The sequence below is a fragment of the Pontibacter ruber genome, from assembly GCF_023630205.1.
Lineage (GTDB): Bacteria > Bacteroidota > Bacteroidia > Cytophagales > Hymenobacteraceae > Pontibacter > Pontibacter ruber.
In genome coordinates, this window is sequence record NZ_JALPRR010000001.1 from 472974 (window position 1) to 491550 (window position 18577).

The window sequence follows — 18577 nt, forward strand, 5'->3', positions numbered from 1 at the left end:
TTTGCAAAATCTGTATGCCTCCACTGCGTTGTTAGCCCATAAATTTGAAGTACAAAAAGTAAATTTTAAAATAGCATACCATCAGCTGCCACCATTATGAATATGAAAACATCTTTACCCTTGCTTAAAAGTATAGCCTTGCTCTTTTCGCTGATGATGACAGGTTGTGTTTCTACCTACATGCCCAACGTGCCCAACGTGCCGATGTTCACCCAGAAAGGAGAACTGAGCGCCGCTGGCCATATCACACCAAAAGGCAACATCACGTTTAACACGGCTTATGCTGTTTCAGACCATGTGGGGGTGATGGTGAACGGCTCTATGCTCAACAGCGAACGTAAAAAGCGTGATTTCAAGCATAACCTTATAGAGGCTGCAGGTGGCTATTTTACCACCTTCGGGCCCAGCCAGAACCGGATATTGGAGATATATGGTGGTATTGGCACCGGCAGCAGCGAACGCGTTGAAAAGGAGGAGAATGAGAAAGGTGTGCTGACCTACGATCGACGTGAAGCGGAATTCAACAAGTATTTTGTGCAGGTTAATTTTACCTCCAAGAAAAAGAAATCGCTGCGTTTGCTCGGCAACGAGTTTCCGCTGAACTACGGTACTGCCCTACGTGCCAGCTACATCAACATGAACGAGTATACTTTGAACGGTGTGGAACAGCCAACAGAAGCCAATATTTTTCTGGAGCCTATCTTTTATACCCGCCTGGCCCTTAGCCCATCGGTGCAACTGCAGTACACCAGTGGCTCTAACTTCGGCCTCAAAAACAACAAGACCCTCACAGCCGGTTACTCGGTATTCTCCCTTGGATTTGTAATCAACGTAGGCGGCCGCCGGCTGGCCAGGTAGTTTATTGAGTTCTGAGTCACGAGTTCTGAGTTCTGAGTTTGTTCGCTGCCCAGGCTTGTACTTACTTTACCTCACCCCGGCCCTCTCCTAAAAACAGGAGTGGGAGTTTCACAATTACTACTTCTTATGTCATCTCGACGATAGGAGAGATCCGGTATGGGCAAAGTATAAACCTACCCTTCACAATAGCTAGGGCAATACGTTCTAAAATTTCTGGCGCGAATCTCCAGATTCGTGACTTAGGATGGTGTTGATTCTCTGACACAACTGGCCTGAAGGGGCAGGAAATAGCAATGATGATCTGTTGTTCGGGCAATGTATAAACCCACCCCAACCCCTCCCAAGAGGGGATTTGGCCTTTGGTATAGGTGAAGTTATACTTTCACAATTGATATGGTCACCATCCCTGCCCCCTCCTTAATTAAGGGAGAGCTTATACTTAACTATTTTGCTGTCATCTCGACGTGGGAGAGATCTGAATTAGCAGGAGATAACACTCACTCCTCAACCCCTTTAAATAGAAACTGGCTGTTGCCATACTTCCTATTTATACTTCCTTCTAAAAGCGGCAAACAAATGCCTGTGGCTTCCTGTTAAAGAGCATAAACCTGATCAGGGCAAGACAAACAACCCTTGTACTGCTAGATCAATTCTGGTACTTTTTCCGTACCTTTGCAGGCTAATTTGAGACTGAATGCTTGATTATCATATCCATACATTACCGAACGGCATCCGCATCGTTCACAAACAAGTAACACATACCAAGATCGCGCACAGCGGCTTCATCATGGACATCGGGAGCCGTGACGAGCTGTCTGACGAGCTGGGGCTGGCGCACTTCTGGGAGCACATGGCTTTCAAGGGTACTGCCAAGCGCAAATCTTTCCACATTATTAACAGCCTGGAGTCGGTGGGTGGCGAACTGAATGCCTACACCACCAAGGAGAAGATCTGTTTCTATAGCTCCGTGCTGGACAAACATTTCGAACGCTCGTTTGAGCTGCTGACAGATATTACCTTCCGCTCCATTTTCCCGGAGAAAGAGATCGAGAAAGAGCGCGGCGTTATCCTGGAGGAGATGGCCATGTACCTGGACACGCCGGAAGAAGCCATTGTTGATGAGTTTGACGCCGTGATATACCCCAACCATCCGCTGGGCAACAACATCCTGGGCACCAAAGAAAGTGTTTCCGGTTTTCAGAAACAGAATTTCCTGAACTTTATAGACCGGAACCTGAGCACTGATGCACTCGTGTTCTGCTCTGTCAGCAACCTTTCTTTTGATAAGGTGGTAAAGCTGGCGGAAAAGTTTCTGGCGGGCATCCCGACAATCAGCAAAAAGCTCGACCGCGTGCCGGTTAGCAACTACAAGCCACAGATCATCACCATAGAGAAACCTATTTCGCAGGCACACTGCGTGTTGGGCGCACCGGCTTATGCCCTGGCCGATGAGCGCCGCATTCCGTTCTTTATGCTGGTAAACCTGCTGGGCGGCCCCGGTATGAACTCCCGCTTGAACCTGGCCGTGCGCGAAAAATATGGTTTGGTATACACCATTGACGCCAACTACGCCACCTACATCGACACCGGCCTGCTCACCATATACTTTGGCACCGAGAAAAAGCAGCTGAAGCGCACTACCTCGCTGGTACTGAAGGAGCTGAAAAAGCTGCGCGAAAAGCCGCTTGGCTCGCTGCAACTGCACACGGCCAAAGAGCAACTGATGGGCCAGCTGGCCATGGCCGAAGAAAGCAACATCGGGCTGATGATGATGATGGGCAAAAGTATACTGGACCTCGATAAAGTAGAATCGCTGAACGAGATCTTTGACAAGATCAAAAGTATAACTGCCGGCGAACTGGTAGATATCGCCAACGACGTGCTGCGCGAAGAGCAACTCAGCTTCCTGAATTATGTTCCGGCCTAAGCCGGAATTATGAGTTAGAAATTATGAATTATGAATGGTGGGGCATTTTCACTTCTCCACATTTCCAAATCTCCAAATCTGAACTATGGAATTCTTAGACGAGGACCTGCAACGGTATGCTGAGGAGCATACTTCACCGGAATCGGCGCTGCTGCAGCGCCTGAACCGCCAGACGCACCTGAACGTGATGAAGCCACGCATGCTCTCCGGGCACCTGCAGGGGCGTTTGCTGTCGATGTTCTCACACATGATCCAACCTAAGCAGATACTGGAGATCGGCACGTATACCGGCTACTCGGCTCTTTGCCTGGCGGAAGGCCTGCAACCCGGCGGCACCCTCCACACCATCGATAAAAACGAGGAATTGGAGGATATGGTGCGCAATTACATAACTGAAGCCGGCCTGCAGGAAAGTATAAAACTCTACATCGGCAACGCCCTTGACATCATCCCCACCATCGATGCCACATTTGATCTGGTGTTTATCGATGCCGACAAGATCAACTACGCCACCTACTATGATATGGTGTTCGACCGCGTGGCAAGCGGCGGCTACATCATCGCCGATAACGTGTTGTGGAGCGGCAAAGTGCTGGAGAAGTACCGCAAAAAGCTCGACGAAGACACGGCTGCCCTGCTCGCCTTCAACAAAAAGGTGCAGGATGATGACCGGGTTGAGAACATCCTCCTTTCCGTCCGCGATGGCCTGATGGTGGCACGCAAACTATAAAGCATCAAGGCGGCTAAGGATAATTTTATTAGCCGCTTTTGTTTTTATCCCCCTGCTGCACCACACACTGCGGAGCAAAACCAATTTTGCCTCGTTGGTTTTAGCATTATTACGAGCGCCGCTCTATATAGCATACATCTATTGTTATTTTTTACTCGGAAAATTTCCCGAAAAGATCTGCGTTGTAAACTTTAGAATGCGGGGGAATTTCCGTTATTTTTGCAATGTGTTTTCTATATTCTGAACACGCTATATTTTAACTGTTTACCAATTCCTGTTTCAACAGACAGTAGAACCAGATCCAATAGTTTAGCCAAAGTACACCGATTACGTTTATGAGAAAATCTCTACCCCTTCTCCTGCTTCTTGTTCTGCCCTTGCTGGCCTTTGCCCAGTCTGTTACAGTACCCAGAAATGTATACTTTGCAGATATCCACCTGACCATTACGGACAGGGGGCAGCAGGAAATACAGAAAAAAGTAGACGCCCTGCACCGCAACCCTACCTACTTTCATATGAAGGTAGATCTGGCTAATGCCTACTTTCCGCTGATTGAACGCACGTTTAAAGAAGAAGGAGTTCCGGACGATTTTAAGTACCTGGCGCTACAGGAGAGCGGCCTGAGAGGAGATGCAGTTTCTACCTCCAACGCAGTGGGTTACTGGCAATTCAAGAAAGAGGCTGCATCCGACTTTAACCTGCGGATGGACAATGTGATAGACGAGCGACGCCATATTGTTGAAGCCAGCCGTGGAGCTGCCAAATACTTTAAGCGCAGCAACAACTACTACGACAACTGGCTGATCACGCTGCTTTCGTACCTGGAGGGCTATACCGGCGCCAAAGCTTACGCCAAGCCATCCGACAAAGGTGCCAAGAGAATGGAGATCACCGACAGAACGCACCCTTACGTGCTCACGTTCCTGGCACATAAAGTAGCGTATGAGAACTTTGTAGGCAAAACGGCTACACCCGCTTTATCGCTCCGTGAAATGCGTGCCACCCCTGGGCAAAGCCTTGCTGATATTGCACTGGCAACCCAAACCGACCCTGCCGAGCTGGAGAGGTATAACAAATGGCTGCTAGGAGGTTCTATCCCTTCTGATAAAGATTATTTTGTAATGGTACCGGTGCGCAACGGCAACGATCTTGGCTTGCTGGCCTCTACTGAAACCGCTGCTCCCGCAGTGGCTCAACCTGCTGCAAAAGCAGCTGCTGCCGCATCTGTGGTAAAGCGTAACGGATTGAATGCCCTGGTTGCCCGAAAAGGCGATACCAAAGACAAACTGGCACTTCAGGCTGGCATCACAACGCGACAGTTCCTGAAGTATAACGACCTGCGCAGCTTCGACAAGCTGGAGGAAGGCAAGGCTTATTATACGCAGCCGAAGCGTAGCACAGCCGATGCAGAATACCACGTAGTACAAGCCGGCGAAACCATGCAGCAGATCTCTCAGAACTACGGTATTAAGCTGCAGTACCTGCTGTTCAGAAACCGAATGGCACGTAACGAAGTGCCTGTTGCGGGCCGTGTGCTCTGGCTGCAAAAACGCCGCCCGGGCACTACGCCAGTAGAGGTGCGCGACCAAAAGCAAGCCCAGCCAAGCACGGCAAGCAGACAAACCAGCACTGCTAAAACAGCTCCGAACACACCTAAAAAAGCCACCAGTGCTGAGCAGAGCCCTGTGGAGCGGGTAAAAAGCTTTTTTGCAAAACTGAAGAAAGACCTGAACCTGGAAAAACCACAGCCGGCGCCACAACCTGAAGAAGAAACACCTGCTACAGAACCTGTACTTACATCGCCTGAGACCAGACCTGCCCAGCCTGCGGTAAGCAATAAGCCAGAGCCTGCTGTTGTAACAGAACAGAAGCAGGCTGAAAAAGTAGAGGAGGTTGAGTTGGTACTTCCTGACACGGCGGCAACAACACAGGATACTTCCGGTCTGCCAAACAAAAAAAGTAAAGAACAGCCATTTCCTGTAAAAGCTACAGATTCAACGATTGTTTTTCAGGAGGAAGTAAAAGCACCTGCTAACCCGGAAAAAGCAACTGAAGAACAAACTGCCTATCCTTCAAAATTCCCGACCAAAGGCCAGGTAGAAGAATCGGAGGAATTTCTGGGCTATGAAAACGAGCCTGCTGTTGTAGAAGAGAAAGCGCCTGCAAAACCAATAAAACCAGCCGCTGCTCCTGCAACAAAACCTGTACCCGCTGCTGCCAAGCCAGCGCCTGCCCTCCAGGATCAGCCTGCAGTAAAGCCGGCACGACATACCGTAAAGCAGGGTGAAACTTTGTACAGCATTTCCAGAGTGTATGCAGTATCCGTTCACGACATCAGCAAGTGGAACGACCTGGGCGACACACCTTTGAAAATAGGGCAGGAACTACTGATTGCAGAGCCGCAAACGATACCGGAGGTTACGCCTGAGGAGGAAGAAACACCAGCTGCAGCAAGCAGTGGCTATCATACAGTAGTAGCCGGTGAAACATTATTCCAGATATCGAAGAAGTATGGCTTGTCAGTAGACGAGATCCGTACCTGGAACGGGCTTACAGGCAATGCCTTATCCCTGGGGCAGCAACTGCGCATCGTAGCTCCGGCTGCTGCTCCCTCAAAGGCTAACGAGGCTCCGGTGAAATCAGAAGGAAAAGCAAGCGGCGCCGGCAGCTCCCAGGCTTACCACACGGTAGCCCAGGGCGAAAGCATGTACCAGATTTCCCGCAAGTATGGCGTAACTATAAAAGACATTATGGAGTGGAACAGCAAATCTGATTTCAGTGTGAAGCCCGGCGAGAAACTGCTGATCAAAAGACGCTAGACTTTAGATATTAGACCAATACAACAGAAAGGCCAGCACAAGAGCTGGCCTTTCTGTTTATAGTGATTTCCGTTTTGATCGTTTGTCTAACGTCTAATATTTAGCGTCTAACGTCTAACTCACCTTTCCTCCGGCGGGGCCGTCAGGTTAGAAGCTGTTTGCAGGCCCGTAGCAATTTCGGGCACAATGCCCAGGCGCTGGTAAATTGGCCATACCATTTGCCGGAGCTTGTTTAGCTGAACTGCGAACGGAATGATACTTATTGTACATAAAAGTCCGCAGGCTGCCAGGGTATAGTTTACTCCGATCAGTTCAGCCACCGAGCCGGCCAGCATACTTCCTACCGGTGCCATGCCCATAAAAGCCGTTGCATACAGGCTCATTACCCTGCCCCGCTTGTCTTCATCCACAATCGTCTGGAGCAGTGTGTTACACGAGGCCATCGAAACGATCATACCAAAACCGGTGAATAACATCAGCAGCAGCGAAATGTAAAGCGTTTTGGAAAAGGAGAAAGCAATTAGTGCCGTACCGAACAGCAGCATGGTAAAGATGATCACCTTGCCTAACCCCACCACAGATTTCCGCTGCGCCAGGAACAAAGCACCTGTTAGCGCCCCTACTCCGGAGGCTCCCATCAAAAAACCAAGTGTGTTAGCGCCACCGTGCAGTATGTCGCGGGCATAAACAGGCAAGAGGACACTGAACGGCATACCAAACAAACTAAGCAACCCAACTATAAATATAAGCGCCCGGATCGGGGCAAAGTTGTAGCTGTAAACGAAGCCTTCCTGTAGCGATCGCCATACTTTATGCTCCCGTTTTACCCGCTCAAACGGCTTCAGGCGCATCAGCAGCAACGAGGCGATTACGGCAATGTAGCTAACCGCATTTATAAGTATACACATGCCCTCTCCTACTGCCGCTATCAGCACCCCTGCAATAGAGGGGCCCACCAAACGGGCCATGTTGAATAGGGATGAATTAAGTGCAATGCCATTGCTTAGGTCTTCGCGCCGCTCTACCATCTGCACCACAAAAGCCTGTCGGGTTGCGATGTCGAAGGCGTTGATCACACCTAAAAAAGCGCTTAACGTAAGCACATGCCAGATCTGTATCGAGTTAGTTAGTACCAGGGCGGCCAGCGTAGAAGCCTGTAACATAGAAAGCGCCTGCGTTACCACCAGCACCTTGCGCCGCTCAAACTTATCAGCAATTACACCAGCAAAAGGCCCAAGTATAAACGAGGGGATTTGGCTGGAGAAGGTAACAGCACCCAGCAGGAAAACAGAATCGGTAAGGCGGTACACCAGCCAGCTCAGCGCGATCTGCTGCATCCAGGTGCCGATAAGCGAAATGCCCTGCCCCACAAAAAAGAGCCTGTAGTTGCGATACTGCAAGGCCCTGAACATCCCTCCTAGTTTACTTTCCTTCTCAACTGCTTCCATAGTATGTTATAGCTGCTGTCTGTACACAGCTTTCTGCTTACGCATCAGGCAGCCCCTTAAGTTATAAGATTCCATCCCTGCGAAATACAAATCCTTACCATAATCCAAAATTATTCTTTTCTTTTTCAGTATAACAGAAGCACAATCAAACACATGCATCCAAACAATTCAATTTCACTTTGGTTGTATTAGTTATTCTCTACAGTATACATCATAATGCATGGATGAATTATTAAAACGAGTTTACTTCCACAATACCGTACAGGATTACCTGATCGCAATCGGAATTATCCTGCTGGGCTCGCTGCTGATTACCCTGTTCAGGCGCTCTGTCCTGACCCGGCTCCGAAAATGGACCGAAAACACCCACACCAAATTTGATAATTTTGTTGTCAGCAGCTTTGCCCGATTCGGTATTCCTGTCCTGCATTTTATAGTTATCTACATCGGGATCAACTACCTGACCCTGACGCCCACTGCCACCAGAGTCGTTACCATAGCCGCTACTGTGGCCATTACCTTTATGGTGATCCGGTTTGTTACCTCCACGCTGGTGCTGCTGATCCGGTCATACTTTAAAAGGAAGTACAACGATAAAAGCCACCTCAACGAGATGGGGGCCATAAGCCTGATCATCAACATTGTAGTGTGGGGCCTTGGACTTGGTTTTCTGTTCGATAACATGGGCTACGACCTGACGGCCATTATTGCCGGTCTGGGCATTGGAGGTATAGCCGTGGCGCTGGCTGCCCAGAATATACTTGGCGACCTTTTCAACTACTTTGTCATTTTCTTGGACCGTCCATTTGAAGTAGGCGACTCGATTGCAGTAGGTGACAAAAACGGTACTATTGAGCACATCGGGGTAAAAACGACACGCCTTCGAAGCCTAACCGGTGAGCAGCTCATCATCTCTAACAGCGACCTGACCAGCTCACGGATACACAACTATAAACGCCTGGAACGCCGCAGGGTGGAGTTTACCCTTGGTGTAGCCTACGAGACTTCTATGGAGAATTTAAAAGCGATTCCGGATTTACTGAAAAAGATCATCACTGAACAGGAACAGGTGGCATTTGATCGTGCCCACTTTGCCTCCTACGGCGACTCTACACTTGATTTTGTAGTGGTTTACAACGCGCTCACATCAGACTACAACACGCATATGGATATCAAGCAGGCAATCAACCTGCGCATCTTCCAGGAATTTCAGCAGCGGGGCATTGAGTTTGCCTACCCTACCCGAAAGCTTTTTGTGGTAAACGAGCAGCTAGAAGAGGAAAAAGAAGCGCAACGCTATAGGTAAATCTTGGCTTAAACTTTAAAGTATAACGAAGCAGCGGAGACTATTTCCGCTGCTTTTTTGTTGGTAAGTATGTTGGTAAATGGGCTGCTTTATAGTTTGGGCAGCCGCCCGTTTTTCCGTAATTTTAACATCCCGAAAATGACTTGGGCTGCGCCAATTATGAATTATAAATTATGAATTATGAATGCAGGAAAGTATGATTTTTCCCGCTTCCATAATCCTATGATATTTCTAAAACTAAAATTGGTAAAGTAGCAGCTAGAAATGGTTTTCCAGATTTGTAGTCATTCGTAATTCATAATTCGTAATTCTTAATTCCCCATAAATGCCTGTTTTTTCGCATTTACACACCCATACACAATACTCGCTGCTCGACGGCCAGGCCAGCATTAGCGCGCTTATGAAAAAAGCTCAGGCTGATGGCATGCCTGCCGTTGCCATGACCGACCACGGAAACATGTTTGCCGCCTTCAACTTCGTGAACGAGGCCAACAAGTATAACGTGAAACCGATCGTGGGCTGCGAATTTTACCTGGTTACTGACCGCCACCTGAAAACTTTTACCAAAGAGCAGAAAGATGTGCGCCACCACCAGCTATTGCTGGCAAAAGACCAGGAAGGCTATCAGAACCTGGCCAAGCTTTGCTCGCTGTCTTATATTGAAGGGGTGTACAGCAAGTGGCCGCGTATTGATAAAGAGCTGCTGCTGAAGTATAGCAAAGGCCTTATTGCGACCAGTTGCTGTATTGGTGCCGAAGTACCACAGGCTATACTTTGGAAAAGCGAAGAAGAAGCAGAAGAGATATTTAAGTGGTGGCTCGATGTGTTCGGCGAAGACTATTACATCGAGATACAGCGCCACGGCCTGCAGAACATCGACGGCACCGGCAAAAGCCAGGAAGACATTAACCAGGTATTGCTGAAGTGGGCCAAGAAGTATAACGTGAAGGTGATCTGCACCAACGACTCCCACTACGTGGACCAGGAAGACTGGAACGCGCACGACATCCTGCTTTGCGTGAACACAGGAGAAGACCAAAGTACGCCGGTTGGTGACTTTCAGACGCGCTATTACCGTTTCCTGACAGATGACCAGAAGGTAATCTACGATACGGTTGATAATGTACGCAACAAGTATAGCCACATGCCAAACATCCGCCAGATGTTGCAGCGCATTGACGAGGCTGGCCCGAAAACCCGTTTTGGTTTCCCGAACGACCAGTTCTACTTCAAGACACAGGCCGAGATGAACGAGCTGTTCAAGGACGTTCCGGAGGCTGTCGATAATACCAACGAGATCGTAGACAAGATTACGCCTCCGAAACTGAAGCGTGACATCCTGTTACCAAACTTTCCTATTCCGCCGCAGCATGCGGATGCCGATGACTTCCTGCGCCACCTGACGTACGAAGGAGCAGCTAAGCGATATTCTGAGATCACTGCCGAGGTAACCGAACGCTTAGATTTTGAGCTGCACGTGATTAAGACGATGGGTTTTGCCGGTTACTTCCTGATCGTGCAGGACTTCATTAACAAAGGCCGTGATATGGGCGTGTTCGTAGGGCCTGGTCGTGGTTCGGCGGCTGGTTCGGCGGTGGCTTATTGCGTTGGTATCACCAACATCGACCCGATCAAGTATAACCTGCTGTTCGAGCGATTCCTGAATCCGGAGCGTGTATCCATGCCCGATATTGATATTGACTTCGACGACGTGAACCGCCAGCGCGTGATCGATTACGTGGTGGACAAGTATGGTAAAACACAGGTAGCGCAGATCATTACCTTCGGTACCATGGCGGCTAAATCGTCTATCAAAGACGTGGCCCGCTCTACCTCCCTGCCGCTTGCCGAAGCCAACGAACTGGCCAAAATGGTACCCGATACACCGGGTACTACCTTGGCGAAAGCCTTTATGGAGAACCTGGAGCTGGCCGCTATTCGTGAGGGTAACGATGCCCGCGCTGCCGTACTCAAGCTGGCTGAAAAGCTGGAAGGCTCGGTGCGTAACACCGGTATACACGCTGCGGGTGTAATCATCGCCCCGGACGATATTACCAACTATATCCCGGTATCAACCTCCAAAGACGCTGACCTGTTGGTAACGCAGTTCGATGGCAAAGTGATCGAGAGTGCTGGCATGCTGAAGATGGACTTTCTGGGCCTGAAAACCCTGACCATCATCAAAGACGCGCTGGAGCTGATCAAGAAGAACCACGGCGTTGACATCAACATTGATGAAATTCCGATTGACGACGAGAAGACCTACCAGCTTTACCAGCGCGGCGACACCATTGGTACGTTCCAGTTTGAGTCGGAAGGTATGCGCATGTACCTCAAGGACCTGCAGCCTACCAACATTGAAGATTTGATTGCCATGAACGCCCTTTACCGTCCGGGCCCGATGCAGTTCATCCCGAACTTCATTAACCGTAAGCATGGCAAAGAAGAGGTAGAATACCCGCACGAGCTGCTGGAGCCGATCCTGAACTACTCGTACGGGATCATGGTATACCAGGAGCAGATCATGCAGACGGCCCAGATTCTGGCCGGTTACTCGCTGGGTGGTGCCGACTTGCTGCGCCGCGCCATGGGTAAGAAGGACATGAAGAAGATGGCCGAGGAGCGCGAGAAGTTTATTGCCGGTGCTCATGAAATGCATAAGATCCCAGCAAAGAAGGCTTCGGAGGTGTTCGACGTGATGGAGAAGTTCGCCCAGTACGGCTTCAACCGCTCTCACTCTGCCGCTTACTCTGTGGTGGCTTACCAGACTGGCTACCTGAAGGCTCATTACCCTGCCGAGTACATGGCGGCGGTGCTCACTAACAACATGAACGACATCAAAAAGGTGACGTTCTTTATTGAGGAAGCCCGCAAACAAGGTGTGCCGGTGTTGGGTCCGGACGTGAACGAATCTTTGCTCAAGTTCAACGTGAACGAGCAGGGGCAGATCCGTTTCGGTCTGGCTGCGATAAAAGGAACCGGTGAAGCTGCCGTAGATGCCATCATCTCTGAAAGGGAAAAGAACGGCATGTACCAGGATATCTTCGATTTCTCAAAGCGCGTGAACCTGCGTGCCGTGAACAAGAAGACGTTTGAAAGTATGGCTTTGGCCGGAGCCTTCGACTCTTTTGGCCTGTATCACCGCGCCCAGCTGATGGAAGTACCGGAAGGCGAAAACATCAGCTTACTGGAGAAGGCTGTGCGCTACGGCAACAACTATCAGGCAGAGCAGCAGGCTGCACAACAGTCCTTGTTTGGAGGAGGTGCCGCCGTAGCTGCGCCAATGCCAAAGATTCCGGAAGTAGCCCCTTGGACGCAGGCCGAAATGCTGCGCCGCGAAAAAGAGGTAGTAGGTTTCTACATCTCCGGTCACCCACTCGACCAGTTCAAGCTGGAAATTGATTCCTACTGTACTTCGGCCTTAGCTGACATTGCCAACCATAAGAATAAAGATATCAACGTAGCAGGTATGGTATCGGAGGTGGTGATTAGAACTGCGAAGAACGGTAACCCATTCGCGCTGTTCTCTATCGAAGACTACGACTCTACCTTGCAAATGGCGTTGTTCGGGGAGGATTACGTGAAGTTCTCGCCTTACCTGAAGCAGGGCTTGTACTTGTTCATCCGGGGCAAAGTACAGCTGCGTTACAAAACCGAAGACCAGTGGGAGCTGAAGCCTGTTAACATCCAATTGCTTGGCGATGTGATGGACAAAATGGCGCAAGGGGTACAGGTAAACGTGAACCTGCAGCATTTCACGCCTAATCTGGCTGAGGCTTTGGAGAATGCCATTGTGAATAGTGCCGGCCAGAAACGACTGGAGATAACGTTGCATGTTCCGGATGAAAAACTGGCGCTGCCGACATACTCCCGTAAGTATAGAGTAGACCCGAAACTATTCCTGAACTCAATCAAGGATCTGGGGCTGGGTGAGTGCAAGCTGCTATAGTTAATTTGGAGATGAGGAGATGTGAAGATGAATCTGCTCATACTTAAAAGTATAAAAGGTGCGCTGCTACGGTGGCGTACCTTTTTCTTTTGCGCTCATTATGCTCATCCGGACATCTCTGTCCGAAACAGCAGCATTACCTTAAAAAGCATACCCTAGCAACAGGCCTAGGCGAAAGTCGTGTTGTAGAGGCTTACGATATTCCATCTGTTGCTTTGTATAATTCGTTTGGCCGACCAGATCCTGGTGAAAATACTTGCCATACCCCAGGAACGTATCCAACGTGAAGCCTTTCGGAAATACCTGCTGAAAGCCTACCGTAGCACCGGCACCATAACCTACCCACCTTTCTTCTTCCCGGTCAGGTCTGTAGAAAAAGAATGGAGCTCCCCCTGTGCTCGTTCCCTCTTTTGCATTGTTTCTTCGCAGGCGATACTTAAGGAAAGGCGCTACATAAATCCCGTTAAGCGACTCTCCCTTCACATAAATTTTAAAATCAACTGTAAGGGCGTAAGCAGAAGTCGTATCCTTTTCAGACCAAGCCAATCGCTTTGGATAAGCCGTAGCTGTTATAGCCCCAGAAAAATACGAAGAGATGCGCCGCTCATAAGACAAGTTAAAAGAGCCTACCAGCAGAGGCAGTGTATTCAGCTTAACTACATTAGTCCTAGGGCTGCTGTCGGATGCCCCCTCCATACTTTGTGCATAGACTCCAAAGCTTCGAGAAAGCAACAGAGATAGAATTAGCGTTAGAAAACAAAGGTTCTTCATCAACCTGGCCGATTAAAAGCTTATCAAAACTTAATGGTCTATACTACAATCACTTTATTCATACTTATTATTGACTAAAGATAAATATCAGATGTTAACATTGGTTCTCCTTAATGCTTGTTTTTATTCCCCCGCTTGCTTCAGAAACTTTTATTTACAACATTTGTTTATACAAATGAAATTACACCTTTAGCTACGTTCTTTCGTAAGTATAAATCTCGGATTTACGAAGGCAGCTACAGATGTAGGACAAGATGTCATGAGCTGCAGTTTGGGCTCAAATTTGACGAACCTATATTTGTTACTATATTTATAACACAGAAATTAACCAACAAAACGCTAAAGTTATGGCTAACAAAGCAATAGAAATCACAGACGCTAATTTTGATGAGATCATCAATTCAGATAAACCTGTGCTGGTAGACTTTTGGGCAGAGTGGTGCGGACCATGCCGCATGGTAGGCCCGATCGTAGAAGAGCTGGCCGGTGAGTACGAAGGCAAAGCCGTTATCGGTAAAGTTGATGTAGACTCTAACCCTCAGGTTTCTGCAAAATTTGGTATCCGCAGCATCCCAACACTTTTGGTATTCAAAGGCGGTCAGGTAGTAGACAAGCAGGTAGGCGCTGTGCCTAAAAACGTGCTGTCTCAGAAACTGGATGCGCAAATGGCGTAAGCTAACGTATTATTTATATTTACGCGAAAGCCTCTCCTCACAGGAGAGGCTTTCGCGTTTTATACTTATTCTTTTTTCTTCACTACACTGATGTCGCCGTTGCGCTCGAGGCAGGCGGTGTGCACATCTTCCAAGTCGGTGCAGCCTTGCTTGCGCAAGGCCTCTTTCAGATCGTTTTCAGTAATGCTGTTTTCCCGTAGCGCCTCCTGTTGCAGCTTTCCATCCTTAATAAGCGTGATCGTTCTTCCTTTCAGAAAGTCGCTGACACTACCCCACCGCATGCTATAGGCCACAGATGCCAAAGCACGGTGCAGCAGCACGAGCACAAGCGAGGCAACGATAGTAGGAAACAAGGGAGAATTTCCGGTAATGGCACGGCTCAGCAAGGAACCATACATGATTCCCAGCACGATATCAAAGGCGGTACTTTTGCCGAAGATACGTGGGTTCCCTATCCGGATAATAGCAAGTGCGGCTAAGAAAACCACTACTGCGCGCAGAGACATCTGCCACCAGGTTAACGTGGTATCTGCAACACCAAAGGCCATGTTAAAAAATTCAGGCATACCCATCCCAAACGGAAGCATATCTCCGAAAGTTATAGCTACACAATGACCACAGGTTTAGATTATACTGAAATTTAGGAGCTTGCAGGAATAAACGGCGCGTTGTTACTTATCCTAAGTACCCGATTTAACGTTGTATCTAGTACCCGGCAAGGTAGCTTTTATACTTCTGGTAGCAGGCAGAAAGCTGTAGTTCCTGTTTATTTACAGGTCATTGCTAAACCCAGGGAATGAAATAAAACATCCCTTTAACTGCAAAACCCGTTGCATGTATTCAAAGTTAACGTAAAGGGTACCATCAATAAGTTTAAAATAAATTATCAGTTTATGTTCCGAGTAATGTTTTTTGCCATCGTTGCGCTTGCCGGCTTCACACCATTACAGCACGTAACTGCGCAGCAAAGCAATAAAGCAACCACACAGCCTGTTTCCACTACCACGCTTTCCGAAGATCAGAAGATAGATATGTTGCTGAACTATATCCGGGGGCTGAAAGGCGCCACCTGCATCCGTAACGGCAGCCAGCACGATCCGGCCGAGGCAGCAGACCACCTGCAGGTGAAGCGTGAAAAACATGCTTCCGAAGTAAAAACGGCAGAAGAGTTTATCCAGCATCTGGCAACTAAGTCTTCTATGTCAGGCGAATACTATACCGTGAAAATGCCCGATGGCCAGGTTGTGAGGCTGGGAGATCTGCTGAAGCGCGAGCTTAAAAGAATTGAAGGGAAATAATGCACACTTTTTCCTGTTGTAAGGAGACTTTAAGGCACATGCCCTGAGCAAAAGTGCTTTAGTTCTGCACCAAACCAGTACTATACTTTAGAATAAACACTAAACGTCTTCAGCTATGCTACAACTATTAGAAGAATCAAAGGACGATATAGTTGCTTTCCGGCTGTCCGGGGATGTGGATAAGCGAGACTACGATGTGATGTTGCCAATTCTGGAAGAAAAGATAAAGCAGTACGGCAAAATCAAGGTGTTTGCAGATGTACAGGACGTAGAAGACCTGTCGTTGCGCGCACTCTGGGACGAAATACGTTTCGACTTCAGGCACGCCGCCGACTTTAAAAAGGCAGCCATCGTGGGCGACAAAAAATGGATCGACTGGCTTACGATCATGGCCTCGCCGTTTACCACCGCCAAAATCAAGTACTTTGAACCCGAGCAACGCATGCACGCAATGAACTGGATCAAATCAGATGCCTAAGCATTGAAGTATAACTACAAGTATAAAAGAGAAGGGCCGGGTCATAACTACCCGGCCCTTCTCTTTTATACTTTGCCGCAACCACAAGTCTTTGCAGACAGGTACATCGCTTCTTTCAATGCGAAGACAGACACCCTACCTACTTCGCAAATTGAAAAGTATAGGGGACTACCCCGGTTGGTGAAGGTTTTTAGTGCCTCTGCGCTTTTCTTATCTTCGCAGCATGAAATGGATCGACAAATTGGCCTGGCTCGAACTGCAGGATGGCAAAATACTAAGCACCCGCAGCAAAGGCAAAGACACCTACTACATACCCGGAGGCAAGCGGGAAGGCAACGAAACAGATTCCGAAGCGCTGGTGCGGGAGATAAGAGAGGAGCTAAACATAGAGCTTGAACCGGCATCCCTGACCTATGTAGGCACCTTCAGAGCCCAGGCCCACGGGCATGCTGCGGGCATTGAAGTATGCATGACCTGCTACAGCGGCACTTATAAAGGCAACATGGTGGCAAGTTCCGAAATTGAAGAGTTCGTGTGGCTCAGCTACGCGCACAGGCAGCAGGTATCGGAAGTAGACAAACTGATCTTTGACTGGCTTTACCAGCAAGGGCTGCTCCGGTAGGTATAAAATCAGTCCTGCCTATTGTTGCACCAGGTACTTGCTCAACAACTTTGCTTTCGCTTAATTCAGGCATCCATCTAAAATTAACACATTGAAAAGCAGCTGTTTAATTAAAAATATAGGAATTATAAAATATTAAAGAAATTATACCGTTTAGGCATAAAACTGTCTCTAAAGCAGCTGCCTTTTTGTTATTTTATATAGTTTAGCACCTGATCATTTACCATATTTGTAACATCAACTTATTACTATACTATCAAAACATTCAACAACCAAAAGTAAAACACATGAAATTCAACTTCACTAAAGCCTCTCTTTCTGTGCTGCTTTGCTCCAGCCTTTTAGCTTCTTGCGTGTCCTCTAAAAAGTACGACGACCTGAAAGCCAGCAAAGAAGCACTGGAGCGCGAACAGGCTGCCAGCCGTCAGAAAGTAGACGAACTAAGCAACACCCTGAAAGAGCGTGAGCAGAAACTGGCTGATATGGAGCGTGCCATGAACGAGCAGCAAAAAACGCTGGACAACCTGAAAAACGAAGTAGCTGCTTCACTGAAAGGTTTTAACCAGGGCGATATGAGCGTAAGCGTTCGCGATGGAAAAGTATATGTGTCGATGTCTGACAAGCTGCTTTTTGCCACAGGCAGCACCAAGGTAAACGCCGGCGGCCAGAAAGCGCTGGACCAACTGGTATCGGTACTGAACAAGAACCAGGAAGTTGGCGTGATGGTGGAAGGCCACACAGATGATGTGGAAGTTCTGCCAGGAACCAAGAAAATTGCCGATAACTGGGACCTGAGCGTGCTGCGTGCCACTGAGATCACCCGTATGATGACTAACAAAGGTTTGTCGCCTGATAGAATCACTCCTGCAGGTCGCGCTTTCTTCCAGCCTGTAGATACAGGTCGCAGCGCTTCGTCTAAAGCAAAGAACCGCCGTACGGAGATCATCCTGACGCCAGACTTGACTGAAGTTTACAAGATCCTGGGTATCCAGTCTTAATTCAATATTCCTTTAAAAGAAAGAGCCGGAGCTTGCTAAAAGCTCCGGCTCTTTCTTTTATAAGCGCTGTAGTGGCACTTATACTTATACTTATACTTATACTTATACTTATACTTATACTTATACTTATACTTATACTTATACTTCCTTTCCCGGTCCCATCTCCTTTGCCTTACGGATTGCTTCGAACAGCTCCAGCGAGCGCTGCGAGCCTATCAGGATGGGCTTGCGGTTGTAGAAGTATAGCTGCACCCCTTCGTTGCCCGACATGTTGTAAGCTTTGCCTTTGGAACTCCAGCGTATACCCCAGCCACCGTAATCACCAATGGGGTTGTACACCAGCCGCTCGAAATCACGCACCAGGTGCAGCGGTATGCGCACTGCTTTCAGCTGGAAAGGAGAAAATCGCACCCGCACCTCTCCAGGCAGCACCTTAGTGATCAGCCTCATCCTGAAAAAGAAAAGCGGAAGCCCCACTCCTACCAGTAATACCACCAAGCCCAGTTGTATATCGGAGAGGGTATGGTTGCCCATATTGCTCCCCAGAAACACCCGGTACACAAAGCCGGCAAGCAACAGCCCCGATACCCCCAGCAAAATGGCCCATAACCAAAACTGCGTGTAGCGTTGCTTTTCCTTAAAAAGTATAGCCTGTGCTGCCATAGTGTAAAGTATAAACCGACATACGAAAAAAGCCGC

General features: G+C 48.5%; 15 protein-coding genes. 11 read left to right on the forward strand and 4 right to left on the reverse strand.

Going from position 1 to position 18577, the window contains the following annotated elements; translation table 11 throughout:
- Positions 1-102 precede the first annotated feature (102 nt).
- The 4 genes from MJ611_RS01965 to MJ611_RS01980 all read left to right on the forward strand — a co-directional run bounded on the left by MJ611_RS01965 (position 103) and on the right by MJ611_RS01980 (position 6334).
- Entirely contained in the window at positions 103-858 is a 756-nt protein-coding gene (locus MJ611_RS01965; protein ID WP_250427692.1) for a hypothetical protein, read from the forward strand.
- Between the two features lie 694 nt (positions 859-1552).
- The gene (locus MJ611_RS01970) at positions 1553-2785 is read left to right on the forward strand and encodes a M16 family metallopeptidase (RefSeq protein ID WP_250427693.1); all 1233 of its coding nucleotides are present in this window, start codon (positions 1553-1555) and stop codon (positions 2783-2785) included.
- A gap of 85 nt (positions 2786-2870) precedes the next feature.
- Complete coding sequence (locus tag MJ611_RS01975) at positions 2871-3515, forward strand: O-methyltransferase (RefSeq protein ID WP_250427694.1); 645 nt, start codon at positions 2871-2873, stop codon at positions 3513-3515.
- A 335-nt stretch (positions 3516-3850) separates the two neighbouring features.
- On the forward strand, positions 3851-6334 hold the full coding sequence (locus MJ611_RS01980) for a LysM peptidoglycan-binding domain-containing protein (protein ID WP_250427695.1): 2484 nt from the start codon (positions 3851-3853) through the stop codon (positions 6332-6334).
- Between the two features lie 119 nt (positions 6335-6453).
- Here the strand turns inward: MJ611_RS01980 and MJ611_RS01985 are convergent, their stop codons facing one another.
- Positions 6454-7782 carry an MFS transporter gene (locus MJ611_RS01985; RefSeq protein ID WP_250427696.1) on the reverse strand — a complete coding sequence of 443 codons (1329 nt, stop codon included), beginning with the start codon at positions 7780-7782 and terminating at the stop codon, positions 6454-6456.
- A gap of 220 nt (positions 7783-8002) precedes the next feature.
- Between MJ611_RS01985 and MJ611_RS01990 the strand changes: the two genes are divergently transcribed.
- Both MJ611_RS01990 and dnaE read left to right on the forward strand, forming a co-directional pair.
- Positions 8003-9088: a mechanosensitive ion channel family protein gene (locus MJ611_RS01990; RefSeq protein WP_250427697.1), complete on the forward strand. Its 1086-nt coding sequence runs from the start codon at positions 8003-8005 to the stop codon at positions 9086-9088.
- A 325-nt stretch (positions 9089-9413) separates the two neighbouring features.
- Positions 9414-13037, forward strand: coding sequence for a DNA polymerase III subunit alpha (dnaE, locus tag MJ611_RS01995; RefSeq protein WP_250427698.1), 3624 nt, complete (start codon positions 9414-9416; stop codon positions 13035-13037).
- Between the two features lie 141 nt (positions 13038-13178).
- Here the strand turns inward: dnaE and MJ611_RS02000 are convergent, their stop codons facing one another.
- Complete coding sequence (locus tag MJ611_RS02000; protein WP_250427699.1) at positions 13179-13733, reverse strand: DUF3575 domain-containing protein; 555 nt, start codon at positions 13731-13733, stop codon at positions 13179-13181.
- A gap of 422 nt (positions 13734-14155) precedes the next feature.
- Here MJ611_RS02000 and trxA point away from each other — a divergent pair, with 422 nt between their 5' ends.
- A complete protein-coding gene (gene trxA, locus MJ611_RS02005) occupies positions 14156-14482 on the forward strand; it encodes a thioredoxin (RefSeq protein WP_250427701.1) in 327 nt (108 codons plus the stop codon).
- A gap of 65 nt (positions 14483-14547) precedes the next feature.
- On the opposite strand, the gene MJ611_RS02010 is transcribed toward trxA, so the two are convergent.
- Positions 14548-15048: a DUF421 domain-containing protein gene (locus MJ611_RS02010; RefSeq protein ID WP_250427702.1), complete on the reverse strand. Its 501-nt coding sequence runs from the start codon at positions 15046-15048 to the stop codon at positions 14548-14550.
- A gap of 327 nt (positions 15049-15375) precedes the next feature.
- Between MJ611_RS02010 and MJ611_RS02015 the strand changes: the two genes are divergently transcribed.
- The 4 genes from MJ611_RS02015 (at position 15376) to MJ611_RS02030 (ending at position 17878) form a co-directional block, all read left to right on the forward strand.
- Entirely contained in the window at positions 15376-15780 is a 405-nt protein-coding gene (locus tag MJ611_RS02015; RefSeq protein WP_250427703.1) for a DUF5329 family protein, read from the forward strand.
- A gap of 115 nt (positions 15781-15895) precedes the next feature.
- Positions 15896-16258, forward strand: coding sequence for a SpoIIAA family protein (locus MJ611_RS02020; RefSeq protein ID WP_250427704.1), 363 nt, complete (start codon positions 15896-15898; stop codon positions 16256-16258).
- 223 nt (positions 16259-16481) lie between these two features.
- Positions 16482-16880: an NUDIX hydrolase gene (locus MJ611_RS02025; protein WP_250427705.1), complete on the forward strand. Its 399-nt coding sequence runs from the start codon at positions 16482-16484 to the stop codon at positions 16878-16880.
- A gap of 287 nt (positions 16881-17167) precedes the next feature.
- A complete protein-coding gene (locus tag MJ611_RS02030) occupies positions 17168-17878 on the forward strand; it encodes an OmpA family protein (protein WP_250427706.1) in 711 nt (236 codons plus the stop codon).
- A gap of 138 nt (positions 17879-18016) precedes the next feature.
- Here the strand turns inward: MJ611_RS02030 and MJ611_RS02035 are convergent, their stop codons facing one another.
- Entirely contained in the window at positions 18017-18541 is a 525-nt protein-coding gene (locus MJ611_RS02035; RefSeq protein WP_250427707.1) for a DUF6141 family protein, read from the reverse strand.
- Positions 18542-18577 lie beyond the last annotated feature (36 nt).

Bases quoted from the DNA above. Each gene is read 5' to 3' on its own strand.
- MJ611_RS01965 (WP_250427692.1), top strand. From the start codon at position 103: ATGAAAACATCTTTACCCTTGCTTAAAAGTATAGCCTTGCTCTTTTCG.
- MJ611_RS01970 (WP_250427693.1), top strand. From the start codon at position 1,553: ATGCTTGATTATCATATCCATACATTACCGAACGGCATCCGCATCGTT.
- MJ611_RS01975 (WP_250427694.1), top strand. From the start codon at position 2,871: ATGGAATTCTTAGACGAGGACCTGCAACGGTATGCTGAGGAGCATACT.
- MJ611_RS01980 (WP_250427695.1), top strand. From the start codon at position 3,851: ATGAGAAAATCTCTACCCCTTCTCCTGCTTCTTGTTCTGCCCTTGCTG.
- MJ611_RS01985 (WP_250427696.1), bottom strand. From the start codon at position 7,782: ATGGAAGCAGTTGAGAAGGAAAGTAAACTAGGAGGGATGTTCAGGGCC.
- MJ611_RS01990 (WP_250427697.1), top strand. From the start codon at position 8,003: ATGGATGAATTATTAAAACGAGTTTACTTCCACAATACCGTACAGGAT.
- dnaE (WP_250427698.1), top strand. From the start codon at position 9,414: ATGCCTGTTTTTTCGCATTTACACACCCATACACAATACTCGCTGCTC.
- MJ611_RS02000 (WP_250427699.1), bottom strand. From the start codon at position 13,733: ATGGAGGGGGCATCCGACAGCAGCCCTAGGACTAATGTAGTTAAGCTG.
- trxA (WP_250427701.1), top strand. From the start codon at position 14,156: ATGGCTAACAAAGCAATAGAAATCACAGACGCTAATTTTGATGAGATC.
- MJ611_RS02010 (WP_250427702.1), bottom strand. From the start codon at position 15,048: ATGCCTGAATTTTTTAACATGGCCTTTGGTGTTGCAGATACCACGTTA.
- MJ611_RS02015 (WP_250427703.1), top strand. From the start codon at position 15,376: ATGTTCCGAGTAATGTTTTTTGCCATCGTTGCGCTTGCCGGCTTCACA.
- MJ611_RS02020 (WP_250427704.1), top strand. From the start codon at position 15,896: ATGCTACAACTATTAGAAGAATCAAAGGACGATATAGTTGCTTTCCGG.
- MJ611_RS02025 (WP_250427705.1), top strand. From the start codon at position 16,482: ATGAAATGGATCGACAAATTGGCCTGGCTCGAACTGCAGGATGGCAAA.
- MJ611_RS02030 (WP_250427706.1), top strand. From the start codon at position 17,168: ATGAAATTCAACTTCACTAAAGCCTCTCTTTCTGTGCTGCTTTGCTCC.
- MJ611_RS02035 (WP_250427707.1), bottom strand. From the start codon at position 18,541: ATGGCAGCACAGGCTATACTTTTTAAGGAAAAGCAACGCTACACGCAG.